General features: G+C 68.5%; 21 protein-coding genes and 1 pseudogene. 5 read left to right on the top strand and 17 right to left on the bottom strand.

Annotation, left to right across the window (positions count from 1 at the left end; translation table 11 throughout):
* Positions 1-62 precede the first annotated feature (62 nt).
* Together ACWDUD_RS06860 and ACWDUD_RS06855 are read right to left on the bottom strand one after the other, a co-directional pair.
* Positions 63-710: a CoA transferase subunit B gene (locus ACWDUD_RS06860; RefSeq protein ID WP_450108804.1), complete on the bottom strand. Its 648-nt coding sequence runs from the start codon at positions 708-710 to the stop codon at positions 63-65.
* Complete coding sequence (locus tag ACWDUD_RS06855; RefSeq protein WP_197251941.1) at positions 707-1,453, bottom strand: CoA transferase subunit A; 747 nt, start codon at positions 1,451-1,453, stop codon at positions 707-709. Before ACWDUD_RS06855 ends, ACWDUD_RS06860 begins: the two co-directional genes overlap by 4 nt.
* 74 nt (positions 1,454-1,527) lie before the next feature.
* Between ACWDUD_RS06855 and pcaD the strand changes: the two are divergent.
* From pcaD to ACWDUD_RS06840, 3 genes and pseudogenes are all read left to right on the top strand, one after another.
* Positions 1,528-2,286 (top strand): annotated as a pseudogene (gene pcaD / locus ACWDUD_RS06850) (3-oxoadipate enol-lactonase); the annotation flags it as partial.
* An 82-nt stretch (positions 2,287-2,368) separates the two neighbouring features.
* On the top strand, positions 2,369-3,199 hold the full coding sequence (locus ACWDUD_RS06845) for an IclR family transcriptional regulator (RefSeq protein ID WP_450108803.1): 831 nt from the start codon (positions 2,369-2,371) through the stop codon (positions 3,197-3,199).
* A 24-nt stretch (positions 3,200-3,223) separates the two neighbouring features.
* Entirely contained in the window at positions 3,224-4,435 is a 1,212-nt protein-coding gene (locus ACWDUD_RS06840; RefSeq protein ID WP_450108802.1) for an acetyl-CoA C-acetyltransferase, read from the top strand.
* Between the two features lie 71 nt (positions 4,436-4,506).
* Here the strand turns inward: ACWDUD_RS06840 and ACWDUD_RS06835 are convergent, their stop codons facing one another.
* The 8 genes from ACWDUD_RS06835 to ACWDUD_RS06800 form a co-directional block, all read right to left on the bottom strand.
* Entirely contained in the window at positions 4,507-5,544 is a 1,038-nt protein-coding gene (locus ACWDUD_RS06835) for an NADP-dependent oxidoreductase (protein WP_450108801.1), read from the bottom strand.
* Between the two features lie 47 nt (positions 5,545-5,591).
* Entirely contained in the window at positions 5,592-8,045 is a 2,454-nt protein-coding gene (locus ACWDUD_RS06830) for a glycosyl hydrolase (RefSeq protein WP_450108800.1), read from the bottom strand.
* Positions 8,045-9,037 carry a DUF1839 family protein gene (locus ACWDUD_RS06825; protein ID WP_248674206.1) on the bottom strand — a complete coding sequence of 331 codons (993 nt, stop codon included), beginning with the start codon at positions 9,035-9,037 and terminating at the stop codon, positions 8,045-8,047. The genes ACWDUD_RS06830 and ACWDUD_RS06825 overlap by 1 nt, the downstream gene beginning before the upstream one ends.
* Positions 9,034-9,975: an amino acid--[acyl-carrier-protein] ligase gene (locus ACWDUD_RS06820; RefSeq protein WP_450108799.1), complete on the bottom strand. Its 942-nt coding sequence runs from the start codon at positions 9,973-9,975 to the stop codon at positions 9,034-9,036. The genes ACWDUD_RS06825 and ACWDUD_RS06820 overlap by 4 nt, the downstream gene beginning before the upstream one ends.
* Positions 9,972-11,156, bottom strand: a complete 1,185-nt coding sequence (locus ACWDUD_RS06815; RefSeq protein ID WP_248674208.1) for an acyl-CoA dehydrogenase family protein — start codon at positions 11,154-11,156, stop codon at positions 9,972-9,974. The genes ACWDUD_RS06820 and ACWDUD_RS06815 overlap by 4 nt, the downstream gene beginning before the upstream one ends.
* Entirely contained in the window at positions 11,156-11,395 is a 240-nt protein-coding gene (locus ACWDUD_RS06810; RefSeq protein ID WP_248674209.1) for an acyl carrier protein, read from the bottom strand. The genes ACWDUD_RS06815 and ACWDUD_RS06810 overlap by 1 nt, the downstream gene beginning before the upstream one ends.
* Positions 11,396-11,413: 18 nt before the next feature.
* Positions 11,414-11,821, bottom strand: coding sequence for a holo-ACP synthase (locus ACWDUD_RS06805; RefSeq protein WP_248674210.1), 408 nt, complete (start codon positions 11,819-11,821; stop codon positions 11,414-11,416).
* Positions 11,822-12,092: 271 nt separating this feature from the next.
* Positions 12,093-13,469 carry an NAD(P)/FAD-dependent oxidoreductase gene (locus tag ACWDUD_RS06800; protein ID WP_248674211.1) on the bottom strand — a complete coding sequence of 459 codons (1,377 nt, stop codon included), beginning with the start codon at positions 13,467-13,469 and terminating at the stop codon, positions 12,093-12,095.
* A 135-nt stretch (positions 13,470-13,604) separates the two neighbouring features.
* Between ACWDUD_RS06800 and ACWDUD_RS06795 the strand changes: the two genes are divergently transcribed.
* Positions 13,605-14,489: a LysR family transcriptional regulator gene (locus ACWDUD_RS06795; RefSeq protein ID WP_450108798.1), complete on the top strand. Its 885-nt coding sequence runs from the start codon at positions 13,605-13,607 to the stop codon at positions 14,487-14,489.
* Here the strand turns inward: ACWDUD_RS06795 and ACWDUD_RS06790 are convergent.
* Positions 14,486-15,769, bottom strand: a complete 1,284-nt coding sequence (locus ACWDUD_RS06790) for an MFS transporter (protein ID WP_450108826.1) — start codon at positions 15,767-15,769, stop codon at positions 14,486-14,488. The genes ACWDUD_RS06795 and ACWDUD_RS06790 overlap by 4 nt on opposite strands.
* 181 nt (positions 15,770-15,950) lie before the next feature.
* Between ACWDUD_RS06790 and ACWDUD_RS06785 the strand changes: the two genes are divergently transcribed.
* Positions 15,951-16,790, top strand: a complete 840-nt coding sequence (locus ACWDUD_RS06785) for an alpha/beta hydrolase (RefSeq protein ID WP_450108797.1) — start codon at positions 15,951-15,953, stop codon at positions 16,788-16,790.
* Between the two features lie 63 nt (positions 16,791-16,853).
* Here the strand turns inward: ACWDUD_RS06785 and ACWDUD_RS06780 are convergent, their stop codons facing one another.
* The 6 genes from ACWDUD_RS06780 to ACWDUD_RS06755 all read right to left on the bottom strand — a co-directional run bounded on the left by ACWDUD_RS06780 (position 16,854) and on the right by ACWDUD_RS06755 (position 22,942).
* Positions 16,854-17,840 carry an alpha/beta hydrolase gene (locus tag ACWDUD_RS06780; protein ID WP_450108796.1) on the bottom strand — a complete coding sequence of 329 codons (987 nt, stop codon included), beginning with the start codon at positions 17,838-17,840 and terminating at the stop codon, positions 16,854-16,856.
* Between the two features lie 80 nt (positions 17,841-17,920).
* Complete coding sequence (locus ACWDUD_RS06775; protein ID WP_450108795.1) at positions 17,921-19,075, bottom strand: alkaline phosphatase family protein; 1,155 nt, start codon at positions 19,073-19,075, stop codon at positions 17,921-17,923.
* A 28-nt stretch (positions 19,076-19,103) separates the two neighbouring features.
* Positions 19,104-19,388 carry a muconolactone Delta-isomerase gene (gene catC, locus ACWDUD_RS06770; protein ID WP_197251925.1) on the bottom strand — a complete coding sequence of 95 codons (285 nt, stop codon included), beginning with the start codon at positions 19,386-19,388 and terminating at the stop codon, positions 19,104-19,106.
* 50 nt (positions 19,389-19,438) lie between these two features.
* Positions 19,439-20,566, bottom strand: coding sequence for a muconate/chloromuconate family cycloisomerase (locus tag ACWDUD_RS06765; RefSeq protein WP_248674216.1), 1,128 nt, complete (start codon positions 20,564-20,566; stop codon positions 19,439-19,441).
* Between the two features lie 100 nt (positions 20,567-20,666).
* The gene (catA, locus tag ACWDUD_RS06760; protein ID WP_450108794.1) at positions 20,667-21,518 is read right to left on the bottom strand and encodes a catechol 1,2-dioxygenase; all 852 of its coding nucleotides are present in this window, start codon (positions 21,516-21,518) and stop codon (positions 20,667-20,669) included.
* Between the two features lie 488 nt (positions 21,519-22,006).
* Entirely contained in the window at positions 22,007-22,942 is a 936-nt protein-coding gene (locus tag ACWDUD_RS06755; protein ID WP_450108793.1) for an AraC family transcriptional regulator, read from the bottom strand.
* Positions 22,943-23,104 lie beyond the last annotated feature (162 nt).

Below are 23,104 nucleotides of genomic sequence, written 5' to 3'. Positions count from 1 at the left end.
CGCCGCGGAAAACACGTCGTCCGCCGACCCCCCTGCAGGCCGGCGGACGACGTGGTCGAGCGTCAGACGATCAGCGTCGCGGCGGTCGCGGCGACGACCTCGTCGACACTCACACCGGGGGCCGTCTCGACGAGCTTCAACCCCTCGTCGGTGACGTCGATGACGGCCATGTCGGTGATGATCCGCTGGACGCAGCGCTTGCCGGTGAGCGGCAGCGTGCATTCCTCGAAGATCTTCGGCTCACCCTTCTTCGTGACGTGTTCCATCATCACGATCACGCGCCGCGCGCCGTGCACGAGGTCCATCGCGCCGCCCATGCCCTTGACCATGGCACCGGGGATCATCCAGTTCGCGATGTCACCCTTTGCGCTGACCTGCATCGCACCGAGGACGGCCACGTCGATCTGGCCACCGCGGATCATCCCGAAGGACTGCGACGAGTCGAAGAACGATGCGCCGGGCACGACGGTGATGAGTTCCTTGCCGGCGTTGATGAGTTCGGGGTCGATCTCGTCCTCGTACGGGTACGGGCCGACACCGAGCACACCGTTCTCCGAGTGCAGAACGACCTCGATGCCCGGGTCCAGGTAGTTCGGGACCAGCGTGGGCATACCGATGCCGAGGTTGACGTACTGCCCGTCGGACAGTTCCTGTGCGACGCGCGCGGCCATTTCCTCGCGGGTCAGTTTCCGGGTGGCTGCCTGGGTCATGAACGGACCGTCCTGTTCTCGATGCCGACGGTGACCGGGCCGACCGGCACGACGCGCTGCACGTGGATGCCGGGGGTGTGGATCTCGTTGGGATCCAGCTCGCCGGGTTCGACGAGGTATTCGACCTGGGCGATGGTGATGCGGCCCGAGGTCGCGGCCGGAGGGTTGAAGTTGCGGGCGCTCTGCCGGTAGACGAGGTTGCCGTGGCGGTCGCCCTTCCACGCGTGGACGAGGGCGAAGTCGGCGACGATGCCGCGTTCCATCACGTAGGTGACGCCGTCGAACTCGCGGGTCTCCTTCGGCGGGGACGCGACCGCGATGCCGCCGTTGCCGTCGTAACGCAGCGGCAGTCCGCCCTCTTCGACCTGCGTGCCGACACCGGCAGGGGTGAAGAACGCCGGGATGCCCGCGCCGCCGGCGCGCATGCGCTCGGCGAGGGTGCCCTGCGGGGTCAGTTCGACCTCGAGTTCACCGGCGAGGTACTGGCGCGCGAATTCCTTGTTGGAACCGACGTAGGAGGAGATGGTGCGGCGGATGCGGCCCTTCTCCAGGAGCACCCCGAGACCGAAACCGTCGGTTCCGCAGTTGTTGCTGACCGTCTCGAGGTTGGTGGCGCCCTGCTCGAGGAGGGCATCGATGAGGATTTCGGGGACGCCGACCAGGCCGAATCCGCCGACAGCGATCGTGGCGCCGTCCGGGATGTCGGCTACGGCCTCGGCGGCGGTGGCAACGACTTTGTCCATGACCCAAGAGTAGCGCGTTCCGTACGCAATGTGAACCCTCGTACGTATCGCGAACAAGGGCTATGCTGGGGGACATGACCGTCACGCTCAATCACGAACGGCACGGCGACCCTGCCGCCGCACCCGTGGTGCTCCTCGGCTCGCTCGGATCCGACCTGTCGATGTGGGCACCCCAGATCGAGGCCCTGTCGGCCGTCGCGCACGTCGTTGCCGTCGACCATCGCGGACACGGGAAATCCCCTGCGCCCCAAGGCCCCTACACCCTCGACGACCTCGGCGGCGACATCCTGGCGCTGCTCGACGACCTCGGCCTGGACTCCGTGCACTTCGTCGGGCTGTCCCTGGGCGGGGCCGTCGGACAGTGGCTCGCCGCGCACCACCCGGAGCGCGTGCGCACCCTCACCCTGCTGTGCACCTCGGCCGCGTTCGCCCCGCCCGGACCGTGGCACGAGCGGGCCGCGACCGTGCGCACCGCGGGTCTGGCCTCCATCGCCGAATCGATCGTCGACCGCTGGTTCACCCCCGGCCTGCGCGACCGCGACCCGGCACTCGTCGCCCGGCACGTCGACATGGTGAAGTCGACGACCGACGAGGGCTACGCCGCGTGCTGCGAAGCACTCGCGGGCTGGGACGGCCGCGCCGACCTCGCGCGCATCACCGCACCCACCCTGGTCGTCGCCGGCGAGCAGGACCCCGCGACACCGCCCGCCACCATGCGGGCACTCGCCGACGGCATCGCGGACGCCACCTTCCACGTCGTCGACCCGGGCGCGCACCTCGCGAATGTCGAACAGGCCGAACGGATCACGGAACTGGTGCTCGCGCACATCGCCCGCACCCCGGACGGTCGCTGAACACACCCGCGGACACGTGGAAGTATTCGGGCACACCGACACCGAGGGGGATTTCCGGACCATGAGCGAAATCGACGCCGCCACCGCGCCGCAGCAGAACCCGTCAGCCGACGACACTCCCGCGGCCTCACCCGACTTCGTGCAGTCGCTGGCCCGCGGGCTGGCCGTCGTCAAGGCGTTCGACGCGACGCACCCGCGGCGCACCCTCAGCGACGTCGCCAAGGCCACCGGCCTGACCCGCGCGACCGCCCGCCGGTTCCTGCTGACCCTCGTCGAACTCGGCTACGTCCGGACGGACGGGTCGCTGTTCTGGCTGACCCCGCGGGTGCTCGAGCTCGGCTACAGCTACCTGTCCAGCCTGACGCTGCCCGACGTCGCGCGGCCGCACCTCGAAGCGCTCGCCGCTTCGGTGCACGAATCGACGTCGGTGTCGGTGCTCGACGGCGACGACATCGTGTACGTCGCGCGGGTGCCGGTCAGCCGGATCATGACCGTGTCCATCACGCTCGGCACCCGCTTTCCGGCGCACGCGACGTCGATGGGTCGCGTGTTGCTCGCGGGCCTGTCCCCCGAGGACCTCGACGCCTATCTCGACCGCGCCGACCTGCGGCCGCTGACCGGACGAACCGTGGTGACCCCGGACCAGCTGCGCGCCGAGCTCGACACCATCCGCCGCGACGGCTTCTGCATCGTCGACCAGGAACTCGAGGAAGGGCTGCGGTCGCTGGCCGCACCGATCCGGGACGCCTCCGGCACGGTGATCGCCGCCGTGAACATCTCCACCCACGCCGCCCGCTACACGCTCGACACAGTTCGCGGCGAACTGGTCCCCGCGGTCGTCGCGACCGCCGCTGCGATCTCCACGGACCTCGCACGTACCCAAACCCATTAGAAATCAACGGAACCGAGGAATAACATGCTCGACGCAGTGATCTGCGAACCACTCCGCACCCCGGTCGGCCGCTTCGGCGGCGCGCTGAAGGACATCGCCCCGGAGGACCTCGCAGCCACCGTCATCCGCGAAATCATCACGCGCACCGGAATTTCCGGCTCGGACGTCGACGACGTGATCCTCGGTCAGGCGTCCCCGGGTGGCGAGGCCCCCGCGATCGGCCGCGTCGCGGCACTCAACGCGGGGCTCGGCGTCGACGTTCCGGGTCTCCAGGTCGACCGTCGATGCGGCTCCGGCCTCCAAGCGATCATCCAGGCCGCCATGCAGGTTCAGACCGGCGGCAGCGACCTCGTTCTCGCCGGCGGCACCGAATCGATGAGCCAGGCCGAGTTCTACGCGACCGGAATGCGCTGGGGCGTCAAGGGTGAAGCGGTCGCGCTGAACGACCGGCTCGCCCGCGCCCGCGTCACCGCCGGCGGCCGCGACTTCCCCGTTCCCGGCGGCATGATCGAGACCGCCGAGAACCTGCGCGCCGAGTTCTCCATCTCCCGCGAGGATCAGGACGCCCTCGCGGTGCAGTCCCACCAGCGTGCCGTCGCCGCCCAGAGCAGCGGCGTGTTCGCGCAGGAGATCGTCCCGGTCGCGGTGCCGCAGCGCAAGGGCGATGCGGTGCTGTTCGACACGGACGAGCACCCGCGCGCCGACACCAGCATGGAATCGCTCGCGAAACTCCGTCCCATCCGCGGCAAGATCGACCCCGACTCCACCGTCACCGCCGGCAACGCCAGCGGCCAGAACGACGGTGCCGCTCTCGCCATCGTCACCACCCCGGAGAAGGCCGCACAGCTCGGTCTGCGACCGCTGGCCCGCCTCGCCGGCTGGGCGGTCGCGGGAGTGCCGCCGCGCACCATGGGCATCGGCCCGGTCCCGGCGACCGAACAGGTCCTGAAGCGCCTCGGCCTGACCCTGTCCGACCTCGACGTCATCGAACTCAACGAGGCGTTCGCCGCCCAGACGCTCGCCGTCACCCGCACCTGGGGTCTCGAACCGGACGATCCGCGGCTGAATCCCAACGGCTCGGGCATCTCGCTGGGGCACCCGGTCGGGGCGACCGGTGGCCGCATCCTCGCCACCCTGCTGCGCGAACTCGACCGTCGCGAGGGTCGCTACGGTCTCGAAACCATGTGCATCGGCGGCGGCCAGGGTCTCGCCGCGGTGTTCGAGCGCCTCGCCTGAACCCACCGGATCTACTGAACCCGGTGGCGGGAACCATCGGTCCTGACCGGATGATGGTTCCCGGCACCCGGTCAGGACTCCGGGGCGACCTTCACGACGAGCTTGCCGAAGTTCTTCCCCTCGAGCAGCCCGATGAACGCCTCCGGCGCGGCGCCGAGACCGTCGACGATGTCCTCCCGGTACCGCAACCTGCCGCTGCGGACCCATTCGGAGGCGTCGCGCAGGAAGTCGTCGTGCATCTCGCGGACGAACTCGGACTGGATGAACCCGCGGACGGTCAGGCTCTTGACCAGCACCGTCGAGAAGAACGCCGGCAGCCGGTCCGGCCCCTCGGTCGGGAGGGTGTTGTACTGCGCCACCAGACCGCACACCGGCATCCGCGCATACAGGTTCAGCAGCGGGATCACCGCTGCCTGGACCGCTCCGCCGACGTTCTCGAAGTAGACGTCGATGCCATCCGGCACCGCCTCCCGCAACCGCTCCGCGAAATCGGGGGCACGGTGGTCGACGGCCGCGTCGAACCCGAGGTCGTCGAGCAGATGCCGGCACTTCTCGGGGCCGCCGGCGATCCCGACCGCGCGTGCGCCCTTGATCTTCGCGATCTGCCCGACCGCGGACCCGACGGGACCGCTCGCCGCCGCGACCACGACGGTCTCGCCCTCCTTCGGTTGCCCGATCTTCAACAGGCCCGAATAGGCGGTGAAACCCGGCATACCGAGCACACCGAGCGCCGTCGACAGCGGCGCCGCCTCTGGATCGAGCTTCCGTACGGCCCGCCCGTCGACGACCGCGTGCGTCTGCCAACCAGTTCCCGCCAGCACGTAATCACCCTCGGCGAAGTCCGGGTGACGCGACGTGACGACCTGCGCGACCGTCGCCCCGACCATCACGTCACCGAGTTCCACGGGCGGCGCGTAGGACTTCGCGTCGCTCATCCGGCCCCGCATGTAGGGGTCCAGCGACAGGTACACCACCCGCACCAGGATCTGACCGTCCCCGGGTTCGGGAACGTCGACGGTCTCGGTGCGGAAGTTCTCCGGAGTGGGTGCGCCGACCGGGCGGGAGGCAAGGACGATCCGGGTGCTCTGGACGTTCGTGGAGTCGCTCATGCCCCTCAGTGTGCCCGCCCGAAGCGGTACGTATGCGCCGGTTCCCTTCACCCGGTGGACACGGCGGCGGTCGCGGCCGAATTGAGCGCGCGCACGCGACCCGAGACCGTTCGGGCCTCACCTGTCCGCTGCAGTGCGACGGTGCGGCGGCCGCCGGGCGGCAGGTGGAACCACGAGTCGGCGGGTTCGAATCCGCGCAGTTCGAGCGACACGTACTGGGCGGCACCGTCGGTCGCGACCTCCAGCGACCACTCACCGGACTCCGATTCGATTGCGGTGGCGGATAATCCGATGCTGCGTTCGTACGGGCGCACCGCTTCCCCGACCAGGTACACGTCCTCGGACAGCACGCTGCCGTCGGCCGCGACGAGCCGCGCCGTGGCGGATTCGTAGGTCTGCGGTCCGAACCTGTACGTGTGGGTGACGTCGGTGAAGCGACCGAGCAGTTCGTCGAACGACCACGTAGACGCGCTGTGCGCGGCGAGTTCCACCGACAGCGTCTCCTCGTGCGCGACGACGCCGCTGCGGGTGTGCACCAGCAACTCCAGGCGCGCCTCCACCGCAACCGCGGTGTCGTTGAACGCGTCGATGCGCAGACCGTCGATCCCGTCGTCGCCGAGGAGCACCGCGACCGGCGCCCAGATGCGGCGCAGCACGAACCACGGGGCCTTCGGCACACCGGAATGCTCGAGCACGCCCCAGCCGGCGCCCGGCTCGAGATCGCGCGCCGCGAGGATCAGCGCGCCGTGGCATCGCGAATCGGGGCGACGCCAGAATGCCAGGGTCGCGGCGAACGCCTCGCACACCGCGGCCCGCCCGAGATCCAGATACCGCTCCGGGTCCGACCATCGCACAGTCGCCGGATCCTGCTCGAAGACCGTGCGCACGTAGTGATCTCGCACGTCCTCGAAGTCCCAGGACGCGCCGTGGTCGCGCGGCACGGCCGTCTTCCACCGCGGGTGGTGCCCCGCGACCGCGACCGTCCCGAAATCCGCCTCGATCGCGTCGTTGCCCGGCGGGATCGAGAACGCGAGGCATTCGGCGGCGAATCGCACACCCGCAGAGCGCACGTCGGTCAGCGGACGCCGATACCCGCCGACACCGAAGTAGTGCGCGATCCCCGACCCGACGTGGGTGGGCAGCACCCGCGACCCGGGCGGGGCCGACGGTGACGACGAAACCCACACCGCCGCCGGAGCCTCCGCCGCGACGACCGCGGGCAGCCACTCGTCGAGCGCAGCGATGGGCGGACGCCCGAGACCGAGCATCGTGGGCTGCTGTTCGGTCTCGCTGCCCCCACACACGACGGCGAGCGCCGGATTGCCGGATACGGACCGCAGCACACCTCGTACCTCGTCGACGAGAAGTGCTCGGAACTCTTCGGTTTCGGGCGGGTCGGTCGTCGCGAGCATCACGTCCTGCCACACCAGGATTCCCGATTCGGCGCACGCCGACCAGAAGGCGTCGTCCTCGTAGACCATCGTGCCCGGAATGCGGATCAAGTTGACACCCGCGTCGATGCACCGCTCGAGCATACGCCCGGTCTGCTCCGGGGAGGTCAGTGCGACGGGGTCCGCGGGCGTCCACACGAGACCGCGGCAGAATACGCCGATACCGTTGATACTCAATCGGAATCCGCCGTCGGACCGGTCCACGGTGAGGTCGCGGAACCCGACCGCACCGACATCCACGCGGTCGCCGCCCACCTCCAGTGAGACCGGGTACAGCGCCGGTTCACCGTGGGTGTGTGGCCACCAGCGCCGCACGTCGGGCACCTCGACGCGGGCGCGGACCCTGCCGTCCTCGATCGTCGCCGACGCCACCGCGGAGCCGACCCGTGCCGTCACCGAATCACCCACCGCAACACCGGACAACGTCACGTCCAGATCCACGACACCGCTGTCGCCGTCGACCGTCACGCGGATCCGGCGGTCGACGAGGCGCGGCGCACTCGCATCCACCAGCGCGACGCGACGCCACGGCCCGACGGGAGCCGGCACCCCGGAGAACACCGGGGCGCGACCGAGCATCGTGGTGCGGATCCACCGCAATCCCTGTGCCCGGATCATCGACGACCGCCACCGTCCGCGCGGGCGCCTCTTCGCGACCGCCGCATCAAGGGACGCGAATCGCAGTGCAAAACAGAAGTTCTCGGGAATCGAGTCCAGTTCGACCACCAACGGAACGAACATCGACTCCGACACGGCGACCCGCTCGTCTCCGACCCACACCTCGGCCAGGGTGGCGAGACCGTCCAGTTCCAGTCGCCACGGCCCGGTGCCGGATCGCTGTACCTGCGTGACGAACCACCAGTCGGAGGCGTCCGTGTGCGCCTCGCGGGCGGCCGTCGCGCCGTGCGCGGTGCGGATCGCTCCGGCCGCGGTACCGGGCACCTCGGCCACCAGCCGGGATCCGAGCTGGTCCGGCAACTGATCCGGAGAGAGCACCGCCCCCGGAGGCGTTGCGACACAATGCCAGACGGCTCCGTCGAACAGATCCATCAGGCCGGCCCGGACACCCGGCTCGGAACGGCCTGTCCCGCGGCCGCCGCGACGACGGTCATCGCACGCTGCCACGCGTCGGCCATCGCGTCGAGTTGTTCGGTGGGGTCGACGGCACGTCCCCGCGCCGCGCGGGCCATCCGGAACTGCACGGCCTTGGCGCCCTCGGCGACCGCACGGAAATCGTCGATCGCACGGCCCGCGTCCGGATATCCGGCGTTCTGCATGTAGGCGCACACGTCGGCGGCGAGTTCGGCGGTCGCACCGCACTGACGCAGCACCCCGAACGACCACCGGTGGAATCCGTCCACGCCTGCGGCACCGAGCCATTCGACGTCCGCGAGGACACGGGCCGCGAGGTCGCGCACCGGGTTCCCCCGAGGCCGGGCACGCAGATGTCGGCGCAGTGCGGTATCGAAGGCGTCGACGTTCAGTGTCGCACCCGGACGGAACCGGATCTGTTCGACATACGGAGGCCACGCCGGTGGCTCCGGCTCGTCGAGGCCGAAGACACCGCGGAAGTCGGCACCGGTGAGGCGATGGCAGCCGCTGTTGTGGAAGTACTGCAGTTCTTCGCGGTCGCGGTCGACGAGCACCGGCACGATCGTCGTCTTGCCGTGCGCTTCACGGTATCCGGTGCCGGCCGTGTCGGGCAGCCAGAACGAGTCGACCTCGACGGTGGAGAGGATGCCCGCGGTCGCGTTGTCCTCGATGTGCTCGATCGGTCGCCGCCACACGTTCATCTCGTCGACCTCGATGCCGTACAACGCGAACAGGTCCTCGGGCTTGAACTTGAGGAATGTCCACTGCGCCCCGTCGAATCGGGCGCCGAACGCGCACACCGCCACCGGCACCGGGTCGAGACCCAGCGAATGCAGGATCTCGATCCACAGGTCGGCGTAGCAGTTCGTCTCGGTCCAGATACGGTTGCCCCCGTGGATCGGGTGCGGGACGTAGTCGTCGGCCGAGACCCCGAGCAGCCGGACCGTCACGGAAACATCCTGTCCTTCACCGCGACCGGCCAGCGCTCCGGGTCGAAACCGTGGGTACGCAGCAGCGTTAGCGCGATGCGTTCCATCCCGAATCCCACACACGCACTGTGCGCGACGTCCCCGTCGGCCGTGGTGATACCGAAGGTGTCGCCGAAGTGGTCCTGGTGGCAGTTGCAGGACACGACGGCCGTACCGTCCCCGAGGTCGCCGTAGAGCCGCACCGTCAGTTCGGTCTTGAGGTTCTCGTGCCGCTGGTTCGCAGCGAGCATCCGCCCGGCACGCCCGAAGAACGGGTCGTTCGCGACCTCCGCCGTCGCGTCGAGACCCAGGTCCGCGAGCACCTCGAGTCCCCGCTCGATCCACGAATCGCGGTGCCGGGCAGCATCGTCCGCGGTGCCGATGCGCACGAACTCGTGCATCCGGAACGCCTGCATGCGTGCCGGGTCGACGGCCGGTTCGTGGCGGAAGCAGTAGCCGTACACGTCGAGGAGTTCACCACCGTCCCGCAGGGTTCCGCTGTACCGCGCATAGGCGGGATGGCAGGCCGCGGAGACGAGGACGGTCTCGGCCGGTTCGAGCCACGGATCCCACGTCTCGCCGCGCGCCCGCGCCGCGAGCAGTTCGGCATGCTCGGCGTTGCTCCCGGCGAAGGTGTTGATCGCCCCGGTCAGGTGTGGGAACGACGCGATGTAGTCGGTGCGTTCGAAGCTGGTGCGCGGGAACACCGGTGGGAAACGCAACCGGGTCGCGGCCCGGCCGGGTCCCGCCGCGACGACGACCCGATCGATGCCGTCGACGATGTCCTCGAAAACGCCGGAGCGCCCGTACAACCCGGGAACCCCGGTTTCGACGAGCAGGCCGGCGGCGATCAGTTGCTGCTGGAATTCCCGGCGCGCCCGATCCAGTTCGGTGCGGTCGTCGATCGATGCGGTGCTCATATCGTTCCTCGGTAGGCAAGTGACATCTGGGCCGAATTGGCCATGATGCGATCGTTGTTCACCATCACCGCGGCGCCGAGAGCGTCGCGCATGTGACGTCCCAGGGAATAGCGGCCGTCCTCGCGGTATCCGTCGATGCCGCAAATGAGCAGGGCCTTGGTGACGAGTTCGACGACGAGTGTCGACGCGGTCACCTTCAGGTTGTTCATGGCCAGCGAGAATCCCAGGCCGCTCGGGTTCTCGGGCTCGACGATCGCGGCGTCGAACCGGGCCGCGGACGCGAAGACGAGATCGGAGAACTGCTGGTGCACGCCGGCGGCCTCGGCCAGGCGCAGGGCGCCGGGTGGCGTCACACCGGGTTGCTTGCGTCCCGCGGCCCGAACGAAGCTGCGGGCCTTGTCCATTGCGGCGTCGGCGATGCCGAGCCACACCGCGGACCACACGCAGTGGGACACGGGCAGCATCGTGCGGGACGAGATGTCGGCGTAGGACGCGGGGACGATCATGTCGGCGCTGCTGCGGGCCTCGAGCACGAAGCCGGGGCTGCACGTGCCGCGCATTCCCAGGGTGTTCCAGTCCCCGGTGCGCTCGAGCGTCACATCGTCGCGGCGGCACACCACGAGCACCTGATCACTCGCGGGGCTGTCCTCGGTCCGCCGTGCGGTCACGAGGATCGCGTCGGCGTACTCCCCGTACGAGACGACGGGGGTGTTCTTGCGCAGGGTCAGAGTGTCCCCGTCGACCCGGGCCGCACACAGGCTGCTGCGGACGTCGCCGCCGGTTCCGAGTTCGGTGGTCGCCGACGCGAGGAGAAGCTCGCGGGCGGCCACGTCGCGGACGAAGTCGACCAACGCGGCGCTGTCGGCGTGGTGGACGAGCGAGACGATCTGGGTCTGGTGCATCGCGAAGACCATGGCGGTGGACGCGCAGTAGCGGCCCAGGATCCGGGTGATCTCGCACAGTTCGCCGAGGGAGGCGCCGGCGCCGCCGTGCTCCGGCGGCACACCGCACGACAGCAGCTTGTGGGCGCCCAGTGCCGCGAGGGCTTCGTGAGGGAACCTGGCGTCGCGATCCACCTCGTCGGCCCACTGTGCCGCGATGTCACGACCGACGCTCTCGGCACGCTCGCGAAGTGGCGGGGGCCCATCGGTTTCGGCGTTGCGCTCGTCGAGGAGGCTCATCACACACCCAGTTCGGTGAGGGCCACGTGGATGGCATCGACGCTCGCGAACGTGCTCTTGCGCAGCAATTCGTCGGGGAATTCGACGTCGAACGCGTCCTCGAGCGCGAGCATCACGTTGACGCTCGCATGCGAGGTGAGACCCAGTTCGTAGAGATCCGCGGACCGTTCGACGGTGGTCGAATCGACCGACAGCCGCCCGTGCTCGCCGAGGATCTTGCGGATGGCCTGCTCAGTCATGCTGGGTCACTTCCTGTTCTACGTTCCTGCGACGACCGCCGTCACGGTCGCGAGGGCATACCGGGGTTCGTGCGAGATCGAGACCTGGATATCGATCACCTGTTGATCTCGGGCGAGTGCCGCAGCGTTACCGCTGAGTTCGACGGTGCACCCGCCCCACTCGGCGCGCCGGATCTCGATGGAACGCCACGGCACCGCGGTGTCGCCCGGGCGCAGCACTTTCAACACCGCTTCCTTGGCCGCGAACCGCGCGGCGAGGCGTTGGGACCGGTGTGCGCCCGTGCACGTCTCGAGTTCGTGAGGCGTGAAAGTGCGGGTCAGGTAACGATCTCCGAAGATTTCGATGCTGTCCGCCACGTCCTGCACGGTCACCAGGTCGCACCCGATCCGTGGGGTCCACGTGGGACGGCGGTCGTCGACGGTCACGGGCCTCCTGCGGTTTTCCGGGCCCGATGCGGCACCGGCGTCTGCCGTACAGGACACCGCCGGAAACGCACCGAGTGTGCCGAACACTGTAACCGCAGGTCGCGGGGCGCTGTGAAGCCCGATCGGACTGTCCGCCAACGAATTCTGGATTTTCACCCCATGTTTCACCCACACAGGGTCTACGCGGCGCCGTCCCCACAACGAGCTGCGCCCCGGACGGTGATCGTCCGGGGCGCAGCTGGTCGGTATCGGGTCAGGCGGTCGGTCTCGGTCAGGCGATGGCCGGTGCGGGTTCGCGTTCGTCGTCCGGCGTATCCGTGGCCACCGGTTCCTCCACTTCCGCGGCCGGTTCGATCGCGGCCGGGACCGGCTCGGCGGTCTGCGCGTAGTAGAAGTGCGGACGCCGGCGGCCGAGGAACGAACCGCACCACGACATCACCGCGATGTAGCGGTTGCGGAAGCCCACCAGGTAGACGAGGTGGACCGCAAGCCACAGAACCCACGCGATGAAGCCGGTGAGCTCGATCTTGCCGATGCGAGTGATCGCGCGGAAGCGGTTGATGATCGCCATGCTGCCCTTGTCCCGGTACTGGAACGGGGTGCCGGCGGGGATCTTGCCGAGGATCATCTTCGCGACGTGGCGGCCACCCTGCATCGCGAACGGCGACTGCGCGGGCAGATTGTCGAGCGTGACCATGTCGCCGATCGCGTAGATGTTGTCCGCGCGGCCGACGGTGAAGTCGTTGTCGACGAGCAGACGGCCACCGCGGACGGTGTCGCAGCCGGTGCGCTCGGCGAGCACGCCGGCGAAGTCGTTTGCCTGGATACCGGCCGACCAGATGATCGTCTCGGCGGTGAGCCGGCGTGTTTCCTCGGTCGACGGCGTCGTCAGGGTCGCTCCGTGCTCGTCGATGTCGGTGACCATCGTGTTGAGCACGACGTCGACACCGGCCTTCTCGAGCGATTCCTTCGAGTAGTCGCTGAGCTTGCCCCCGAACGGCGGGAGCACCTTGTCCGCGCCCTCGACGAGGGTGACGGTGACGTCGTCGGCATTGATGTTGCCGATCGATTCCGCGAAGTAGCGCTGCGCGAGCTCCTTGATCTGGCCGGCCAGCTCGACGCCGGTCGGGCCTGCGCCGACGACGATGAAGCTGAGCAGGTTCTTGCGGAGCTCGGGGTCGGTGGTGATGTGCGCTTCCTCGAAGCACCGGATGATCTGGCGGCGCAGCTTCTCGGCGTCGTCGACGGTCTTGAGGGCGTACGTCAGCTCGGCGAACTCGTCGCGGCCGAAGTAGGCCTGACGGGCGCCGGTCGCGGCGACGAGGTGCTTGTAGCCGAGGGTGTGCCGCTTGCCGGCGGCCTCGTAGACGACGGTGTTCGCGTCGGGGTCGACGTCGACGACGCGACCGAGCCGGACGTCGGCGTTGGGATACTTGGCGAGGATGGCGCGGACCGAGGGGGCGATCTCACCGGGCGAGATGACGCCCGTGGCGACCTGGTACAGCAGCGGCTGGAAGAGGTGTTCGGTGGTCTCGGAGATCAGCACGAACGGGGTACCCGCCTTGCCGAGCTTCTTCGCGGCCGCGAGGGCACCGAAGCCCGAACCCACGATGACTACGTCCGTCCGGTCGAACTCTGCATCGGCCATAACCTGCCAAACCTCCACGCTGAAGTCTTCTGATGTCGATGTATGAGTTCAACCGTATGTATCTCCCCGGGCGCGGTCCACTAACCTGGGATATTCGAAATACTGTTATCTGGTTTGCTCATAAATAGGAGGGCGATGGACTTCCGGCAACTGCGGTACTTCGTGGCCGTCGGAGAGGAGTCGAGCTTCTCGCGGGCCGCGCAGCGCTGCTTCATCTCGCAGTCGGCGATCAGCCACCAGATCGCGAAACTCGAGAACGAGCTGGGAACGAGCCTGTTCGAGCGATCCACCCGCGCCGTCCGGCTCACCGACGCGGGCCGCCGTCTCATGCCGATCGCCGCCGAGGTCCTCGCCCTCGAGGCACGCGCCCTCGAGGTGGGCAAGCCGCCCCGCGACCGCATCCGGATCAGCGCGAACATGAGCTTCGCCGCGCAGAGCCTCGACGCGATCTCCCGGGTCCGCGAGCAGCACCCCAACCTCGACATCGAGTTCGTCATCCGGGACTTCGCGGACCGCGTGGACGCGGTGGCGGCCGGCGACGCCGACCTCGCCCTCATTCGCGGCGACATCGACCGGCCGGAACTCGAGGCGATCGAACTGGGCGTCGAGGACCTCGTCATCGTCACTTCCAGCCAGCATCCGCTGTCCGCGTTCTCGACCGTCGATCTGCGCGACCTCGCGCACTATCCGCTGCTGCTGCCCCCGCGGCACAGCCAGATCCTCATCCACCGGGTCGTCGAGAACGCGTTCCTCGAGGTCGGGCGCCGCGTCCGGCTCGGTCCCGCCATCGCGAGCGACCACACCGCGACGCTCGAGGTCCTCACCAATCCGCGGGCGTGGACGGTGCTGTACGCGGGCACCGTCGATGCGACGCCCCGCACCGGACTGCGGATCATGAGCGAAGCCCGGCAGCGGTTGCGCGTGCCTGTGTGCGCGGTCGTGCGCGCCGGCGCGACCCGCAGCCGCGAGTTCGACCACCTCATGCAGGCCCTGGCCGGGTCGATCGTGCCCTCGGATTAGGGGCGTGTGTCGACCCGTTCGACGACGTCGAGCGGGTGGTCGATCTCGTCGGCCGGCATGCGCCCCACGGTCAACGCAACCAGCGCGAGGACCAGCGGAACCGTGCCCACGACGACGAAGATCACCGGAACCGGCACCACCGTCGCGAGCGGTCCGGCCAGCGCGACCGACACCGGCATCAGCGCGAGCGACACGAAGAAGTCGAGGCTCGACACGCGACCGAGCAGTTCCCCGGGCACGCGGCGCTGCAGCAACGTGCCCCAGATGACCATTCCGGCGCCGTCGGTGAGTCCGACGACGAACAGCGCGGTCGCCATCACCCAGAACGACGAGGTGTATCCGAGCACCGCGAACGGCACCGACCCTAGACCCCAGCACAGCACCATCACGGTCAGGTACCTGCGCGGCATGCGTCCCGCCGACACCGCAAGCGAGCCGATCGCTCCCCCGACACCGAACGCGGTCAGGAGCAGGCCGAAGGCCCGTTCCCCGTCGGCGAAGTTGTCGCGGACCAGGAACGGCAACAACACCTCGATCGGACCCATGACCACGAGCACCATCAGGCACGCGAACAGCAACGTCCACAGCAGCCACGGGGTTCGCACGGTGAACGCGAAACCTTCGCGAAGATCGGCGAACACGTTCGAGTGGGCCTCCGGTGTCGACGACTCCGGCGGGGACACCGGCAGGGGCCGCACGAACAGCAGCAGGACCATCGACGCGGCGAAGGAGGCGGACACGACGAAGGCGCCCGTGGCCGGCACGAACGCACCGACCACCATGCCCGCCACGGCGGGGCCCAGCGCCTGCTGCAGCGTCGGCCGCAACGCGCCTTCGAGCCCGTTCGCGGCGAGCAACTCCTCCGCGGGCAGCACGCTGGGCAGATAGGCGCTGTACGCCGGGAAGAAGAAGGCGCCGCCGGCGCCGAGCACGACGGACGCGACGGCCATGTGCCACAGGTCGAGCACGCCGGTCGATCCGAGCGCGGCGACCACCGCGACCGCGACCAGGCTCGCGCCTTGGACCGTCACCAGGATCGCGCGTTTGGAAAGACGGTCCGCTGTGACACCACCGACGAGCGCGAACGCGATCAGGCCGCCGCTGAAGCAGGCCGCGACCGCGGACAGCGCGGTCGGTGAATCCGCAAGCGCCAGAACCTGAAAGACCATCACCACGGTCCACATGCCGCTGCCGAACAACGACAACGCGACCGCCGCGATCAACAGCCGGTAGTCGCGGCGGCGCAGCGGTGCGAACGCACGCAGGCGCCGTGCGTCCACGGTCGTCGATTCGAGGGAAGTCACGAATACCAGGCTCCCACCTAGGACGGGTCCCGAGCCACGCATTTTCCGCCCGGGCCCTCCTCGCGCCGGCCCGGTCACCGGTACGGGGCACACACCACGGCGTCTCGTGCAAGGATGCGGTTCGTCACGCACGTCGAGTCCACGGCAGGGAGACGCCATGCAGCACTCCGAGTCCTCGTTCACCGGTGGGTCCGCGACGCGGATCGTCTACGACATCTGGTCGCCCGACGGCGATCCCCGCGGCGTCCTGGTGTTGTGCCACGGCCTCGGCGAGCATGCCCGGCGGTACGACCATGTCGCCGAGCGGCTCACCGAGATCGGGCTCGTCGTCTATGCCCCGGACCATCGCGGTCACGGACGGTCCGGCGGTAAGCGCCTGCACCTGAGGGAGATGACCGAGTACACCGACGACATCGCCGGGCTGTTCGCCATCGCCGGCGAGGCGCATCCCGGGCTGCCACGTTTCCTGCTCGGGCACTCGATGGGCGGTGCGATCGCCCTGAGCTATGCGCTCGACCATCCGGGGGAACTGGCGGCGCTGGCGCTGTCCGGTCCCGCGGTCGTCGTCACCGCGGGCACGCCCGGGGTGGTCGTCGAGGCAGGCAAACTGATCGGCCGGTTCCTGCCGGACCTGCCGGTACAGAAACTCGACAGCAAGCACGTGTCCCGCGACCCGGCGGTCGTCGCCACGTACGAGGCGGATCCGCTCGTGCACCACGGCCTGGTGCCCGCGGGGGTCGTCCGTGCCCTCGTACTCAGCGAGCAGTCGTATCCGAAGCGCCTGCCGTCGCTGACGGTGCCGGTGCTGCTGCAGCACGGCACCGAGGACAAGCTCACCGATCCGTCGGGCAGCCGGTTGGTCGCGGACCTGGCCGGCTCGGACGATGTCACGCTGAAGATGTACGACGGCCTGTACCACGAGATCTTCAACGAGTACGAGAAGGACAAGGTCCTCGACGACCTCACCGAGTGGCTGAAACCGCGCCTGGCGGCGTAGCCGCCGGTGTGCCTTTGTGGCGGTGGGAACCGCCAGAAAGGCACACGGGCAGCGCAGCCGCACCTACGCGGTGCGGCTGCTTCCCTCGGTGGCATCGGTGGCGACGGACCGGCGCGCGAAGTCGATGCTGAGGTCGAGCAGCGCGCGGGCCTCCGGCAAGGCCTGACCGATCACCGGGAACGCGTGGACCTGACCGGCCCAGATGTGGGTTTCGATCGGACGCCCGGTCCGTTCGATCGCCTCGGTGACGATCTCGACGTCGGGCCGGGTGATCTCGTATTCGGCGACGGAGAAGAACACCGGCGGGAACAGGGTGGGATCGGCGTCGACCGGTGACTGGGCGCCCTCGATGTGGTCCGGACCGTCGAGCCACTTGTCGCGCAGCTTCTCGAGCTGGCGCATCGGCAGGTACGCGTCACGCTTCATGTAGTCGGGGTCGTGGGATTCGAGGTTCAGGTTGAGCAGCGGCGAGAATCCGATGACGGCGGCCGGTCGTGTCATTCCGCGCAGCGCTGCGATCTCGGCGACCTTCATCGCGAGGTAACCGCCGGCGGAGTCACCGGCGACGATGACGCGGTTCGGGTCCTCGGCGACCGAAAGAACCGCGGTGTACGCGGCCATCGCATCCATCACGGACGTGCCGATCGATCCGTCCGGCAGCTGCCGGTAGGCGGCGGAGTAGACGGGCACGCCCGACTTGGCGGCGAGCAGCGAACACACCGTGCGGTGCGTCGCGAGTCCGCAGAACACGAATGCACCGCCGTGGAAGTACAGGATCGTCGCGCCGGCGAGGGAGTCGGTGGCGGGACGCGGCGGCTCGATCCGTTCACTGGGCACTCCGCCGAGCGTCACCGGGTCGATGTCGACGCCACGCGGCCGGGGCAGCAGCTTGTCGACCTGCCGGTCGAGCCTGCTCAATACGGAGATACCGCGGTCGGTGGCGGGCCACCAGGTCATGATCGGCTTGATGAAGATCCGGGCGAACCAGAAGATCAGCCAGGCCTTCACGCTGATCGACCAGTGCCAGACCGTCGCTCCGTGGGTGCGCATGTACGCCACGATAAGTCGGGTACGACGGCTCCGGCGACGTACTGTCGCTCACAGACGCACCCCCGGCGTCGCCCGGATCATCAGGTGTGCAGGCGGATCGGATCCGGCGACAGCAACGGAATCAGCAGTTCGTCGTCGGTGAGCGCACCGTGCTGGCCGGGCATCCGCGCCATGACGAGCTCCCCGTCGGTGCGGATCACCGACGATTCGCCGCGCCCGATCGCGACGATGTCGCCGACGCGGCTCGCCGCGTCGGGGGACGGTTCCGGCCCGAAGAGTCCGGCGGCGAGCACGTCGTCGCGGGTGCCGACCCACATCTCGTCGCCCAGTTCGTTGCGCCAGCGTTCGAGGACCGCGTCGGGCCGTTCGGTATGGACGTGGCGGCAGCGGGGTTCCCCGGCGATGTAGGTGACGTCCTCGGACAGACCGTCGCAGTGGTCGTAGTCGAAGCGCCGGCCCCGGGTGGTGTCGACCATCCCGTGGTCGGCGGTGACGACGAGTCGTGTTCCGTCCGGTAGCGCGTCGGCGAGTTGTTCGACGAACCTGTCGACGACGGTGAGCTGCGCGAGCCACGCCGGGGACTCCGGACCGTAGAGATGGCCGAGGGTGTCGACCTCACCGAGATAGCCGTAGACGAGGGTGCGTTCGGCGGATCCGACGGCGGTGACGATCCGGGCGAGCAGGTCGCCGTAGGCGGAGACACCGACGAACCTGCCGCCGCGCAGCACGGCCCGTGTCAGTCCGCTGCCTTCGAATGTCCGCGGGACCACGGTGGTGACGGCGATACCGCCGCGCTCCGCGCGTTCGAACACGGTCGGGTGCGCCTGCACGAGTTCCGGGACGAGCTGGGTGCGCTGGTCGATCGCGGTGCCGGCGAGTGTCCAGCGCAACCAGTTGAACGGGCTGCGGATCTCGCGCAGGTACGCCTGGTATCCGGTGACGCCGTGCCGCCCCGACGGCAGACCGGTTCCCAGCGACGCGAGGCTCACCGCGGTGGTCGTCGGGAATCCCGCGCGGATCGGCTCCCCCGTCATCCCGGTCAGGAACGGTGCGGCACTGCTGTTGCGTTGCAGCAGATTCCAGCCCATTCCGTCGACGAGCAGCACGACGGTCCGGGCGCACTCGGTCAGTTCGAGCCGGTTGCGTTCCCCGGCCACGCCCGCGGATGCGAGCACCGACGGCAGCAGATCCGCGAGGGTCGGCTGTTCGTAGACGTCTCGGAGCGGCAGACTCATACCCCGAGTATGGACCGTCGACGCGTGTTTACTCCTTGATGTCCGATCCGTGCCTGGTCAACGGCATGATTTCGATCTTCATGAAGGGGAACAGCGGAAGGTTCCACAGGATCTCGTGCAGTTCGTCCGCCGAGTCCACGTCGAAGATGCTGATGTTGCTGTACTGGCCGACGATGCGCCAGATGTGCGGCCACTTGCCCTTGCGCTGCAGTTCCTGGCTGTACGCCTTCTCCTTCGCGATGGTGTCGGCGCGCACCTCGGGGTCGAGGTCGCGGGGGATGTCGACGTCCATGCGAACGTGGAACAGCGCCATGGTCGATTCTCCTGATCGGGGCTTGTCTGATCTTGGTCTGATCGGTCGGGTCAGTCGCGGGCGAGGTGCTTGACGACGTCCATGTCGAGTTCGACGCCGAGGCCGGGGCCCTGTGGGAGGTGCACCTGACCGTCGGAGTAGTCGAGCGGCGTCTGCAGCAACTCGACGGCGAACAACTGCGGACCGAACAGTTCGGACCCGTAGTCGATGCCGGGTTCGGCGCACGCGAAGTGGACGGACGCGGCGGTGCCGATCGGACCTTCGATCGAGGTGGCTCCGTGACAGCGGAGCCCGGCAGCCTTCGCGACCGCGACGACCTGCTTGCTGCGTTGCAGCCCACCACATTTCGTCGTCTTGAGTGCGATGACGTCGGCGGCGCCGCGCTTGGCCACTTCGTATGCGTCGTGCGGGGTCTGCACGGATTCGTCGGCCATTACCGGCGCTGCAACCCTCCGGTTGATCTCGGCGAGAACGTCGAGTTGCTCTGCGGGGGTGGGCTGTTCGATGAGCTCGACCCCACCGTCGACCAGTTCCGGCACGTGACGCAATGCGGTGAAGCGGTCCCATCGGGCATTGACGTCGATGCTGAATCCGACCTTGCCGTCGAACGCCTCGACGACCTTGACCACGCGTTCGGTGTCGACCGCCGGATCGAGCGCACCCATCTTGAGCTTGAAGGAGAAGTTCAGGCGCTGCTCCATCTTGTGGGTGACCTCCTCGACGATCTCCTCGAGGGGAGCGGCGCCGAGAGCCCACCGCACGTCGACGCCGGTGCGGAACGCACCGCCGAGCAGCGTGTGCACCGGGACGCCGAGACTGCGCGCCCACGCGTCGTGCAACGCGACGTCGACAGCGGCCTTCGCGAATCGCGCGTTGGCGACGATGCGTTCGAGATCGACCATGATGCCGGTGATGTCGTCGACGCCGCGGCCGGTGATGTACGGGCCGATGTAGCGGTCGACGATGGCCTTCATCGTCTCGACCGATTCGCCTCCCCACCACGGTCCGCCGGGCACGACGCCTTCGCCGTAGCCGGTGACGCCGCCGGCGGTGGTGACGGCGACGAGCAGGATCGGCTGCGCCTCGGCGGTCGTGGTCGCGAACTTGTGGGGGCGGATCAGCGGGACGTCGAGAATCGTGGTCTCGACGGAGACGATCTTCAGGTCCGTGTCGGACATCGAGGGAACTCGCATTCGGGTCGGTTGCCGGTGGACTCGCGCTCGTGCGTGGTTTCGGTAGGGGGTGCTACCGAAACCACGCACGAGGGGCGGGGGCCGGTCAGGCCTCGGGGTCGAGCGCGAAGTTGTAGGTCACCTCGGCGACACCGTCGGCATTCGGCTTCGGGTCCAGGATGAGCTCCGGCTTCGTCGCGGAGGCGACGTCGCTGTCGACCCAGTCGCCACCCTTGAAGTAGAGCTGGGTGGTGATCGAGCGGTGTCCGGCACCCTTGACCATCAGGTGGAGGTGCGCCGGGCGCCACGGGTGGCCGCCGTAGGAGTTGATGAACCAACCGGTCGGTCCGTCGTCCGGGATCTGGTACGGCGCGGGCTTGAGCGTGGTGATCTCGAAGTAGCCCTCGTCGTCGCAGACGATCGTGCCGCGCAGGTTCCACTCGGGAATGCCGGGAGCGAACTGGGAGTAGAAGCCGTCCTCGTCGGCGTGCCACAGTTCCACCGTGGCGCCGGGCAGACCCTTGCCGTCGAGGTCGGTGACCTGCCCCTTGAAGATCAGAGACGGTGCCGCAGCATCCTTCTCACGCATCGGCATCGTGCACTTGGACGGGAGCTTCGGCGAGTTCTCGACGTAGTACGGGCCTTCGATGCTGCCCTTGGTGCCCGCGTAGTTGTTGCGCTCGTAGTGCACGGCCTCGACCTCGTGCTCGAGGTACACGTCGAGCCACAGCGGCCATTCGCCGTACTCGCCGACGTCGATGAGCCACTGCTTGAGGACGCGGTACTCGTCGTAGGTCACCTGGTGCTTGTGAACGACGTCGGTGAGGGCCTTCAGCACATCCTGGATGATCGCGCCGGCGCGCTCGACCGAGGTGTCGGACGTGACGCGCTCGCCCTTGAACTTGTCGGTGGCGGCATTGCCCGAGCCGAAGGCGGTGGGGTTCTCCGTGGTGGTCATGGACACTCCTCGTGAGGTCGAACTGGTCTGACGCGACAGTCGCGAAAGTTGTTGGGGGGCTTTGCAGGGGGCTGGCCTGTGGCCCGAGGCGAAATACGCTCTGCGTACAACGGCGCGCACTGCGTACGTTGGATACTGTGCGCGCTGTCACATCGGTTGTCAACCACATGTCGAGACACATCCCGCAAATCCGCAGGTGAGTGGAGTCGATGCCTAGCTGAAACCAGGTAGATGCCCGAGGTACCGTCGGCCCCCACTCCCACCGGCGCCGAACTCGCCAGTGCCACAGTGCTGTCCCCACCCTGCCGCCCCGGGATCCGGTCGACCCTGCGAAAGCCGGTCCATGTCAACGACACCGGTGTCCGGCGGGTACCGACCTCACGCAGTGTCGGAAGTCCCGGTCGAGACCGTTGCTCCGCACCTGATCGAACCCTCGGTTCGCACAACCGAATCCGACCCGGGGCCGGCCCCGGCCTGCAACGACTCGCTCAGGAACGCAGCGTCTCGGACGGCGCGACGCCGTACTTGCGCCGGTAGGCGGCGGCGAACCGGCCCGTATGGGTGATACCCCACTTGAGTGCGACGTCGGTGACGCAGACATCGCCCCGATCGGCTTCGGAAAGCTCCGCGTGGATGCGCTCGAGGCGCAGGTCGAGCAGGTATTCGCGGGGGCAGACCCCGACGTACTCGCGGAAGCCCTCCTGCAGCCGGCGGACGCTGACCCCGGCGACCTCTGCCATGTCGGCGCTGGTCCAGGCCAGTGACGGATCCTCGTGCAACCGGTCCAGAACCCGCTTGATGATGCGCGGCCGCGCGACCGCGCCGGGGTCGGTCTCCTGCATGACAGCGAGGACGAACGCCGAGATGATCGCCCCGGACAACTGGTCGGCGACCAGCGGATTGTTCCAGGGTGAGGCGCCCGATTCGAGGTTTCCGACCATCGCCCCGAGCATCGACAACCAGTTCTTCCCGGCCTCGGTCGTCAGGTCCGCCTGCGGAGGCAGCTGCAGTCCCGGCCGCCCGAGCACCCGGGCCATCTCCCGGTGCAGGTAGTCCCGTTCGAGCTTGACCCCGACGATCTCGCAGTCCGCCGTCCACCGCGTGATCGCCGCCGCGGTGTCGGGACGGAAAACCGTGGCGTAACCGTGCGGGGAGACGACCTCCCGCCCCTCGCTCACCGACTCTATCTGCCCAGCTAGAGGGATGTTTACGGCGTAGGCACCGGGGTGATCGGACTCGAGCGACACCTCGGCGCCCCAGCCGACGCGGGCGAGCCGTAACGGACCGAGATCGACCTTCCGCAACGTCACCTGCGGGGCGGTGACGGCATCGGACGGACGCAGCGAATGCGGGAAGTAGGCGTCGGACACCACTACTTCCGCTTCATCCCAATTGTCGGGAATCTGCACGTCATCGGTGCGCATTCACCCTCCTCGGCTCACGTTTCGGGGCTTTGGTCCCAGTGTGACCGGCAACACTACCTCCTGCAAACAAGGTCGCCGGTCACTTCGCCGCGCAAGGTGGATAGTCGCCGCGCTCAGCGGATCGCGCACCCCCTTCCGCTCGGAATATGGTCTGGATCACAC

It is taken from the genome of Rhodococcus sp. NPDC003382 (assembly GCF_053589135.1).
The sequence above is the reverse complement of the archived record's forward strand: the minus strand, read 5'-3'. Positions and strand labels throughout refer to the sequence as shown.